This window comes from Pseudomonas sp. LBUM1673 (assembly GCF_059695645.1).
On sequence record NZ_CP166780.1, the window covers coordinates 2,112,134 to 2,121,989 of the forward strand.

General features: G+C 60.5%; 9 protein-coding genes. 3 read left to right on the top strand and 6 right to left on the bottom strand.

The features are described 5' to 3' along the window. Positions 1 to 39: 39 nt before the first annotated feature. Genes ACA044_RS09695 through ACA044_RS09715 form a run of 5 tightly spaced genes read right to left on the bottom strand, consistent with a single transcriptional unit; the run spans position 40 to position 6,352 of the window. Positions 40 to 837 carry an enoyl-CoA hydratase/isomerase family protein gene (locus ACA044_RS09695; RefSeq protein WP_497446158.1) on the bottom strand — a complete coding sequence of 266 codons (798 nt, stop codon included), beginning with the start codon at positions 835 to 837 and terminating at the stop codon, positions 40 to 42. Further along, positions 834 to 1,991 (bottom strand): citronellyl-CoA dehydrogenase, encoded by a 1,158-nt coding sequence (gene atuD, locus ACA044_RS09700; RefSeq protein ID WP_497446159.1) that lies wholly within the window; start codon positions 1,989 to 1,991, stop codon positions 834 to 836. The genes ACA044_RS09695 and atuD overlap by 4 nt, the downstream gene beginning before the upstream one ends. 23 nt (positions 1,992 to 2,014) lie before the next feature. After that, positions 2,015 to 3,631, bottom strand: coding sequence for a geranyl-CoA carboxylase subunit beta (gene atuC / locus ACA044_RS09705; RefSeq protein WP_497446160.1), 1,617 nt, complete (start codon positions 3,629 to 3,631; stop codon positions 2,015 to 2,017). 3 nt (positions 3,632 to 3,634) lie between these two features. Continuing rightward, positions 3,635 to 4,549, bottom strand: a complete 915-nt coding sequence (locus ACA044_RS09710; RefSeq protein WP_497446161.1) for an SDR family oxidoreductase — start codon at positions 4,547 to 4,549, stop codon at positions 3,635 to 3,637. 12 nt (positions 4,550 to 4,561) lie between these two features. After that, complete coding sequence (locus ACA044_RS09715) at positions 4,562 to 6,352, bottom strand: acyclic terpene utilization AtuA family protein (RefSeq protein ID WP_497446162.1); 1,791 nt, start codon at positions 6,350 to 6,352, stop codon at positions 4,562 to 4,564. Positions 6,353 to 6,542: 190 nt separating this feature from the next. Here ACA044_RS09715 and ACA044_RS09720 point away from each other — a divergent pair, with 190 nt between their 5' ends. The 3 genes from ACA044_RS09720 (at position 6,543) to ACA044_RS09730 (ending at position 9,175) form a co-directional block, all read left to right on the top strand. Beyond that, positions 6,543 to 7,169 (top strand): TetR/AcrR family transcriptional regulator, encoded by a 627-nt coding sequence (locus ACA044_RS09720; RefSeq protein WP_497446163.1) that lies wholly within the window; start codon positions 6,543 to 6,545, stop codon positions 7,167 to 7,169. Between the two features lie 98 nt (positions 7,170 to 7,267). After that, entirely contained in the window at positions 7,268 to 8,062 is a 795-nt protein-coding gene (locus ACA044_RS09725; protein ID WP_497446164.1) for a substrate-binding periplasmic protein, read from the top strand. Positions 8,063 to 8,161: 99 nt separating this feature from the next. Next, positions 8,162 to 9,175: a GNAT family N-acetyltransferase gene (locus ACA044_RS09730; RefSeq protein ID WP_497446165.1), complete on the top strand. Its 1,014-nt coding sequence runs from the start codon at positions 8,162 to 8,164 to the stop codon at positions 9,173 to 9,175. Positions 9,176 to 9,299: 124 nt separating this feature from the next. Here the strand turns inward: ACA044_RS09730 and ACA044_RS09735 are convergent, their stop codons facing one another. Then, the gene (locus ACA044_RS09735) at positions 9,300 to 9,848 is read right to left on the bottom strand and encodes an RNA polymerase factor sigma-70 (RefSeq protein WP_007940073.1); all 549 of its coding nucleotides are present in this window, start codon (positions 9,846 to 9,848) and stop codon (positions 9,300 to 9,302) included. Between the last annotated feature and the right edge of the window lie 8 nt (positions 9,849 to 9,856).

Here is a 9,856-nt window from a genome sequence, read left to right on the forward strand (position 1 = left end):
TCGTTAGACCTGTAGGAGCGAGGCTTGCCCGCGAAGCTCTTAAGTGGCCCACCCCGGTTTACGCTTCTGCACAAAAGCCATCGTCCCCTCGACCCCTTCATCCCCGGTCACTGCTTCGCTGAACCACTCGGCCGCCTGATCGAGCAGGCCATCCGAAGGTTGTCCGGCACTCGCCAGCAAGAGTTTTTTGGTCGCCGCATTCGCCCCCGGGGCGCAACACAACACATGGGCCAGCACCTCATCGAGGCGCTCGGCCAAGGCTTGCGGGTCATGCTCGACAAAATGCACCAACCCCATCCGTCGCGCATGGGTGCCATCGAACCGTGCGGCGGTCAGGGCCAGTCGGCGGGCCTGGGTCAGGCCGATGCGCTGCACCACGAACGGCGCGATCTGCGCCGGCAGCAGGCCGAGGCTGGTTTCCGGCAGGCCGAATTGCGCCTGATGATCGGCCATCGCGATATCGCTGACACAGGCCAGACCGAAGCCGCCGCCAAGCACTGCGCCTTGCAGCACGGTGATCACCACTTGCGGCGCGTGCTGGGTTTCTTCCAGCAAGGCGCCGAACACACGGTTCAAATCGCGATAGGCCGTTTGGCCCTGAGCACGGGCATTGGCCATGTCCTTGATGTCGGCACCGGCACAAAAATGCCCGCCGGCACCGCCGATCACCAACGCGCGAACCTGCCGGTCATCCCGCACCGCCGCCAGCACTGCGCGCAGTTCGGCGACCATTTGCAGGTTCATGGCGTTGCGACTGTCGGGGCGATTGAGGGTGATGTGCAGGACGCCGTTATGCCGTTCGAGCAACAGGGTCTGACAAACGGGTAGGGTGCTCATTTCTTTTTCCCCGGCAGGATGCCCATGAGTTTGCAGATGATCCCCAGCATGATTTCGTCGGCACCGCCGCCGATCGACACCAGCCGCACGTCGCGGTAAGCCCGGGCCACCGGGTTGTCCCACATGAAGCCCATGCCGCCCCAATATTGCAGGCAACTGTCGCTGACTTCCCGGCCCAGTCGCCCGGCCTTGAGTTTGGCCATGGATGCCAATCGAGTCACGTCCTGGCCTTTGATGTATTGCTCGGTGGCCTGGTAGACCAGCGCTCGCAGGCATTCGATTTCGGTTTGCAATTCGGCCAGGCGGAAGTGGATGACCTGGTTGTCGATCAGCGCGTTGCCGAAAGTTTTGCGCTCCTTGCAGTACTCGATGGTGCTGTCGACGCAGTACTCCAGGCCCTTGATCATGTTCGCCGCGCCGAACAGTCGTTCTTCCTGGAACTGCAGCATCTGCATCATGAACCCCGCGCCTTCGTGGCCGATGCGGTTGCGTTGCGGCACGCGCACGTTGTCGAAGAATATCTGGGCGGTTTCCGAACTGTGCATGCCGAGCTTGTCCAGATGTGAACTGAGGCTGATGCCGGGGCTGTTCATTGGCACCATGATCAGCGACTTGTTGATGTGCGGCTTGTCGTCCGAGGTGTTGGCCAGCAGGCAGATGAAGTCGGCGCTCGGCGAGTTGGTGATCCACATCTTGCTGCCGTTGATCACGTAGTCGTCGCCGTCCTTGCGGGCGGTGGTTTTCAAACCTGCTACGTCGGAGCCGGCGCCGACTTCGGAGACGCCAATGCAGCCGACCTGCTCGCCGGTGATCGCGGGGCGGAGGAATTCTTCGCGCAGTTCATCGGAGCCGAAACGCGCCAGGGCCGGGGTGCACATGTCGGTCTGCACGCCGATGGACATTGGGATACCGCCGCAATGAATGGTGCCGAACTCTTCGGCCGCGACGATCGAATAACTGTAATCGAGCCCCATGCCGCCGAATTTTTCCGGTTTGCAAATCCCCAGCAGACCGAGGTCGCCCGCCTTGCGGAAGACCTCATGGATCGGAAAGCGCCCGGCTTTTTCCCATTCATCGACGTGAGGATTGATCTCGTGATCGACAAATTGGCGGACGGTGCGGCGCAGTGCTTCGTGTTCCTGGGTGAAGATCATTTTTATTGTTCTCCTGATCGCCCTTAGAAACGGGCTACACCAAAACTGTTGGGTTGCAGTCCACGAACCTCGGCCTCATGGCAGATGTCCAGCAAGTACCCGAGCAACGTGCGGGTATCCCGCGGATCGATCAGCCCGTCGTCCCACAAATTGGCGCTGCCATACAGCGCGGTGGACTGACTGTCGAGTTTCTGCGCAGTGACCTGTTCCAGCATGTCGAGCATTTTCGGGTCGGGCACCAACCCGTCCTTGAGCTGTTTGGCTTCGGTGACGATCCGCAACACTTTGCCGGCCTGGGCGCCGCCCATCACCGCGGTGCGGCTGTTGGGCCAGGCGAAGATGAACCGCGGGTCGAGGCCACGGCCGCACATCGCATAGTTGCCGGCACCGTAGGAACCGCCAACGACGATCGTCAGTTTGGGTACTCGGGCATTGGCCACCGCTTGAATCATTTTGGCGCCGTGCTTGATCACGCCTTGCTGTTCCGACTCGGTGCCAACCATGAAGCCGGTGGTGTTGTGGAAAAACAGCAGCGGCGTCTGGCTCTGGTCGCAGAGCTGAATGAATTGCGCGGCCTTGCTTGCGCCTTTGGGGGTGATCGGGCCGTTGTTGCCGATGAACCCGCAGGCTCGACCCTGAATCTGCAAATGCCCGCAAACCGTCTGCTGATCGAACTCACCCTTGAATTCGAGAAAGTTCGAAGCGTCGGCAATCCGGGCGATGATTTCGCGCACGTCGTAAGGCTTTTTCGCGTCGTCGGGAATCAGCCCGAGCAACTCGTCGATCGGGTACAGCGGTTCGTTCCAATGCCGTGCAGGTGCTAAAGGCAACCGCGCATTCCACGGCAACAGGCTCATGATCTCGCGTACCTGGCGCACGCCATCGGCATCGTTCTCGGCCAGGTATTCGGCGGTGCCGGCGGTTTGTGCGTGCATCTGGGCGCCGCCCAGTTCTTCATCGGTGGCGACTTCACCGGTGGCGGCCTTTAGCAGCGGGGGACCTGCGAGAAACAGCTTGGCCTTGCCGCGCACCACCACCACGTAATCCGACAACCCCGGCTGATAAGCACCGCCCGCCGTGGCCGAGCCATGGACCACGGTGATTTGCGGCAAGCCCATGGCCGACATCCGCGCCTGATTGGCAAAGCTGCGCGCGCCTTCGACGAAAATCTCCGCTGCGTAATTGAGGTTGGCGCCCCCGCTCTCGGCGAGGGTGATCACCGGCAGTTTGTTTTCCATGGCGATCTGTTGCAGGCGCAGGGATTTTTTCAAACCGCTGGGGGAAATGGTTCCACCCTTGATCGCGCTGTTGTTCGCCACCACCAATACCCGCACGCCGGACACGTAACCGATTCCGGCGATCAAACCGCCGCCGGCCGAGCTGCCGTCCTTGTCGTCGTGCAGCTTGTAGCCGGCCAGGCTCGCCAGTTCGAGGAACGGCGCGCCGGGGTCGAGCAGTAGGTTCAACCGTTCCCGGGGTAACAGTTGCCCACGCTTGTCGAACCTGGCCTTGGCCTCGGCCGCTTTGCTCAGCAGGTCCTGCTCGAGCTGGCGAACCTGCTCGATGCCGGCCAGCATGGCCGCACGGTTGCGAGCGAACGGTTCGCTGAACGGGTCGACTTGGGACTGGATCACCGGCATGGGTTATTCCTTGTCCTTGAGCTCGTCTGGTTTAGACGTGTCTGGTTTGAACGCGTCGGGTCTCAGCACTTCGGGTAAACAGGCGCGGTGAAAGCCGTTGTACGAGTGACTGTTCTGCGCTTTGTGCATCGGCCAGGCCCGCCCGCCGAGGCTGGCGGCACCGTCGATGCGCAACGTGCTGCCGCTGACAAAAGCGGCTGCCGGGCTGAGCAGGAAAACAACCGCCGCGCTGATTTCCGATTCGGTGCCGATGCGCTTGAGCGGCACGTGTTCGCACAAGGTCGGGATCACCGCCCGGAACGCGCCTTCGTAGGTGTCCATGCCGCTGGAGGCGACCCAGCCCGGCGCGACGGCGTTGACCCGCACACCGGCGTAGCCCCATTCGAACGCGGCGGTCTTGGTGAAGTTGTCCATGCCCGAACGTGCCGCGCCCGAGTGCCCCATGCCGGGCATGCCGCCCCACATGTCGGCGAGCATGTTGACGATGGCGCCACCGTGCTTGCTCATGGACTGATTGAATACCTCCCGGGCCATCAGAAATCCGCCCACCAGGTTGGTGCGCAGTATGGTTTCGAAACCTTTCTGGTTGATCGACGCCAGCGGCGAGGGGTATTGCCCGCCAGCATTGTTGACCAGCCCATGAATCGGTCCGTGTTTGCGGATCAGTTCGCTGACCAGTTGCGTGACGGCATCTTCATCGCGGATATCGCAGACCTGCCAACTGGCTTTACCCCCGTCTTCGGTGATTTCGGCGGCGACCTTTTTCAGTTTCTCGGTATTACGTCCCACCAGCAGCACATGCGCGCCGAGGGCTGCGAGCTCGTGGGCGGTGCAACGGCCGATACCGCTGCCGCCACCGGTGACGATGATGTTTTGGCCAGCGAACAGGTCGGGTTTGTAAATCGAGTCATAAGCCATGGCGACGGTCCTCTAGTTGACCTGATCGGCGATGCGCTGCGGCACCGGAATCTGGATCTCCAGCAGTTGTTGGGCAAACGCCTTGCCTTGCGGATCGATCCGCAGGCTGGCCACGCCACCGCCGCCGAGTGCGTTCTCCAGAAGAAAATTAAAGCTCTGAGTGCCGGGTAAATACCAGCGTTCGACACGCCCGTGGATCGGATCGAGGACATGGCTCATCCAGTCGACCATTACCGCAGGTGTCAGCGCTTCGGCGATCCACGGCAGGTAGTCGGGATGGCGGGCCATGACGCCGATATTGCTGTGATTGCCCTTGTCGCCGGAGCGCGCCACGGCGAGTTTGATCAGGGCCACGCTGGCGTCGGCGCGTTCTGTGGGTTGGGGCGGATCGAACGCTAGCGGCAAGTCAGCCGGGTCGAGTACATCGAGGGCGGGCAGGGCGCAGGGGTGGCGCTCACCGGCGAGGTCGATTTCCAGGGTGCAGGCGGTTTTGTCGATCAGGAACGAAAACAGCCGGATCAACGGGTACACCGTCGGTCGTCCGCCGACGATCCCGGTCAATCCCGGTGCCATGCCGGTGGCGGCCTGGGCGATTTCCCGAGAGAACAGAATCAAGGCCTGTTTGCTCGGATGGCGTACGGCGAGTTTGATCACCACTTCGCGGCTGTCCTGACGCTGACCGTGGGGGCCGTAAGTGGCTTCGCTGCCCAGCAGTTCGATGTTCACTTCGCTGTAGGGCGCCCAGCCGCGCTGGCTGAAGATTTCCGAGGTCTTGTTGATGATCGCCTGGCTGACCCGTCGGGCCTTGGCCACCGCATCGATCCCGGCGATCAGGCAACTGGCGGTGCAGCGGAAACCGTCCGGATACGTGGCGCTGACCTTGTACTGGCCGGTCGGCAGCAAGCCTTTTGCGCCATGCACCTGAACCGCGTTTTTGCCTTGTTGCACGAGTTTGACCTGACTGAAATCGCACACCACGTCGGGCAACAGATAGGCCTGCGGGTCGCCGATTTCATAAAGCATCTGCTCGCCCACCGTCAGGGGCGTGACCAGACCGCCGGAACCGTCGGGTTTACTGACAATAAACTGGCTGTCGGCGCTGACTTCGACGATTGGAAAACCGATGTGTTCGTAGTCGGGCACGTCGCGCCAATCGGTGAAATTACCGCCGGTGCACTGGGCGCCACATTCGATAAGGTGCCCGGCCAATGCCGCTTGGGCGAGTTTGTCGTAGTCGTGCCACGACCAGCCGAACTCATGCACCAGCGCGGCGCTGACCACCGCGCTGTCGACCACGCGGCCGGTAATCACAATGTCGGCGCCCAGGCGCAGGGCTTCGACGATGCCCGGTGCGCCGAGGTAGGCGTTGGTCGACACGCACATCGGCGGCAGCGGCGCGCCACTGAACATCTCATGGAGGCCAAGGCTGCTCAGGTGTTTGAACCGGGGTTGCAGGTCGTCACCCGATAGCACAGCGATCTTCAGTGCCACTCCGGCCTTGTCGCAGGCCGCTTGCAGGGCAGCGGCGCAAGCCCGTGGATTGACTCCGCCAGCGTTGCTGATGACGCGGATATTCTGTTCCGCGAGCTGATTGAGGAGGGGACTGAGCACTTCGATGAAGTCGCTGGCGTAGCCGGTGGCGGGATCTTTCATCCGCGCCCCGGCCATGATCGACATCGTGATTTCGGCCAGATAATCGAACACCAGATAGTCCAGCCGTCCGCCCTCCACCAATTGCGCGGCGGCAGTCGAGGTGTCGCCCCAGAATGCGCTGGCGCAACCGATGCGAATGGTTTTAGGCACAGTCAACTCCATAGCCACCTCCGACAGAAGTGCTTCGAGACTACCAAGCAAGCGCTTGGTTTGTAAGCGACTGAACTATCTTCTTCCCAAGCGCTTGCTTGGTCGTCCTCGCCAGCTTAAATTGCCCGCGCAACCCCGCTGTTTTCGCGGGCAGCAGCGCAATTGATTGATCGACTGTAGGAGAGAACGGGTGGACGAGCAAAAAGCCCTGAGGGTGATGCGCGAATTGGTCGACAACGGCCAATTGACCGACCCGGACAGCGCCCGCGGCAAACTGCTGCAAGTGGCTGCTCACCTGTTTCGTCACAAAGGTTATGAACGTACCACCGTGCGTGATCTGGCCGGTGCGGTGGGTATTCAGTCAGGCAGCATTTTTCATCACTTCAAAAGCAAGGACGAGATCCTGCGGGCGGTGATGGAGGAGACCATTCGCTACAACACCGCGTTGATGCGTGCAGCCCTCGCCGAGGCCGGCAGCGTGCGTGAGCGGGTGCTGGCGCTGATTCGCTGCGAATTGCAGTCGATCATGGGCGGCAGCGGCGAAGCCATGGCGGTGCTGGTGTATGAGTGGCGTTCGCTGTCCGAAGAAGGACAAGTGCAGGTATTGGCGCTGCGTGATATTTATGAAGACATCTGGTTGCAGGTGCTGGGTGAAGCCAAGAACGCCGGTTTTATCCGTGGTGATGTGTTCATCACTCGCCGTTTCCTGACGGGCGCGTTGTCCTGGACCACCACCTGGTTTCGGGCCGACGGCAGCATGAGCCTCGATCAATTGGCCGATGAGGCGTTGATTCTGGTGCTTGAAGAACGGCAGTGAGCCGTCTATCTCGGCAAGAAACTGGCTAAGTCGGTGAAACCGCCTAGCTTGAATGCATTGATGATTTTTTTTTTTTTTTCGGGGAGTAGGCTGTTTTGATGTCTTCACCAATTCGAACGGCGTCGCGGCTTTTGCTGGCGGCGCTTGCAGTGTGCTGGCTGTTGCCGTCTCAGGCGGCGCAACTGGTGCGGGTCGGTGCCGCGCATTTTCCACCCTATACCGTGCGCCCGGAGAACGGTGCCGACACCGGTCTGCTGCCGCAACTGGTGGAAGCGCTGAATCAGTTGCAAACCGACTATCAGTTTGTGCTGGTGCCGACCTCGATTCCCAGGCGTTTCAACGACTTCAAGGAAGGTCGGGTCGATATGGCGATTTTTGAGAACCCGGACTGGGGCTGGAAGGACATCCCGCATACCCTCGTCGACATGGGCCTGGAAGATGCAGAAATCTTTGTCGCGCAGAAGAAACCCGATCGCGATGAGAATTACTTCAAAGACCTGACGGGCAAGCGTCTGGCGCTGTACAGCGGCTACCACTACGAGTTTGCCAATTTTAATGCCGATCCCAAGTATCTGGCCGACACCTACAACGCCACGCTGACCTATTCCCATGACAGCAACTTGTTGATAGTGCTGCGTGGGCGGGCGGACATTGCCTTGGTGACACGCTCCTACCTGAGCGATTACCTGTTGCGTAACGAGAAAGTCGGTGAGCAATTGTTGGTGTCCCAACGCATCGATCAGGTCTATCACCATTACGCGTTGATCCGCCCGCAGGCGCCGATTACTGGCGAAGCATTCGGCAAGTTGCTGCAAGGTCTGCGAAACAACGGCCAGATGCTGAAGATTTTCGATCCTTACAAAATTGCCCTGGTGCCGGTGGGTAACCCCTGAAGCGTGCCACGGGTCGCGTATTTGGCGATCGCGCTTAAATTTCCTGCCCCGGCTCACGTCACATCGTTGAACTGTCGACGATTACCGTGAGCCCGCCCCATGTCCAATCTGAATGACCTGACCACCCTGGCCTTGCCGTCAGGCAACTGTCTTGTAGCCGATGAAACCGCAAGCCGTCTGAGCCTCAGCCTCGAAGGGCAACCGCTGATCGAACTGCGGCTGACCCGTGAGCCCGAGTTGCATCTGCGGCTGGAGGAACGCTTCGGCCGTCCTGACGGTCAGGCATTCTGGGCAGCCTGCTATTGGCTGTTTGCCCGGGACCCTGGCTGTCAGCGCCTGACCTGGCACCTGGAAGAGGTGCTCACCGAAGCCTTGCTCAGCGGGTTGCTGATCCTGACCGAGGTCACCGGTCAATATCACTGCGAGCGTACGCTGTTCTGGCAACTGCCTCAGTCTTGGCTGGGTGAGTCGCGCACCGGCAGCTATCCGCAGCAAATGGTCATCAGTGGCGGCAAACGCCATCCACTGCGGGCGGTGAAACCCCGTGGTGAGGTGTATCGACGCTTCGATGCGCGGCTGGGTGCGTGGGTTTCCCTGCGCACGGTAGAAATCGAGCATGACCTGGCGCGTTTCAACCGCTGGCAGAACAGCCCGCGGGTGGCGAGTTTCTGGCAGGAGGAGGGCAGTCTCGAGAAACATCGGGAATACCTGAACAAGCTCGAAGCCGACCCGCACACGTTGACGCTGATCGGTTGCTTCGATGATCAGCCGTTTGCCTATTTCGAAGCCTACTGGGCCAAGGAAGATCGCATTGCGCCGTTCTATGACGCCGGTGATTACGACCGTGGCATTCACATGCTGGTGGGCGAAGAACATCACCGCGGCCCGCACAAGGTGGCGAGCTGGTTATCGGCGCTGGTGCATTACCTGTTTCTTGATGATCCACGCACTCAACGGGTGGTCGCCGAGCCTCGTGCCGACAACGCGAAGATGATCGGGCACATGCACAATCAGTGTTTCCACTGCGAAAAAGAGTTCGACTTCCCGCACAAGCGCGCGGCGCTGATGATGCTGGGGCGTGAGCGGTTTTTTGATCGGTGTTCGTTGGCCTGAGGTGTATGGCTCAAGGTCTGTTGCGGTCTTGAGTCAGCCTTCGCGGGCAAGCCTCGCTCCTACAGGTTTGTGGTGCATCGCGCATCACCTCTAACTGTAGGAGCGAGGCTTGCCCGCGAAGCTTTTAACGGCGCGCAAAGGTATCCGCACGATTGCCCGACACTTTGCGGCAATGCACCAGCGCATCACGAATCATGAAGTTCACCAGGGTTGGCGAGACACCGAGTTCCTTGGCGATGTCTTTTTGCGGCACGCCATGCAGGCGGTACATCTCGAAGGCGTAACGGGTGCGGCTGGGCAGCTCCGTCAGCGCATCGGCAATGTTTTCCAGGGTCGAGAAATTGATGTGCGAGGTTTCTGGCGACGCCCCCTGAATCACCACGTTCAGACCTTCCTCTTCCGGGCCCGAATACTTCTGCTCCAACGCCTGCTTGCGATAGTGATCGATCGCCAGGTTGCGCACGATCTGGAACAGGTAACTGAGCTGCGCCTTGATTGACGACGTGATTTGCGGCGCCGATTGCAGCCGGAAGAACGCATCCTGCACCACGTCTTCGGCACGGGATCGGCAACCGGTGATGCGGGCGGCAATCTTGACCAGAATCAGTCGGTTGTCGACGAAGGCCTGAAGTAGCGGTGAATCGCACCTGCTTGTGGATACTTGTTCCGTCATTGGAAATC

Excerpts from the sequence above, each read along its gene's own strand:
- atuC (WP_497446160.1), bottom strand. The coding sequence starts at position 3,631 with ATGCCGGTGATCCAGTCCCAAGTCGACCCGTTCAGCGAACCGTTCGCT.
- atuD (WP_497446159.1), bottom strand. The coding sequence starts at position 1,991 with ATGATCTTCACCCAGGAACACGAAGCACTGCGCCGCACCGTCCGCCAA.
- ACA044_RS09695 (WP_497446158.1), bottom strand. The coding sequence starts at position 837 with ATGAGCACCCTACCCGTTTGTCAGACCCTGTTGCTCGAACGGCATAAC.
- ACA044_RS09735 (WP_007940073.1), bottom strand. The coding sequence starts at position 9,848 with ATGACGGAACAAGTATCCACAAGCAGGTGCGATTCACCGCTACTTCAG.
- ACA044_RS09710 (WP_497446161.1), bottom strand. The coding sequence starts at position 4,549 with ATGGCTTATGACTCGATTTACAAACCCGACCTGTTCGCTGGCCAAAAC.
- ACA044_RS09730 (WP_497446165.1), top strand. The coding sequence starts at position 8,162 with ATGTCCAATCTGAATGACCTGACCACCCTGGCCTTGCCGTCAGGCAAC.
- ACA044_RS09725 (WP_497446164.1), top strand. The coding sequence starts at position 7,268 with ATGTCTTCACCAATTCGAACGGCGTCGCGGCTTTTGCTGGCGGCGCTT.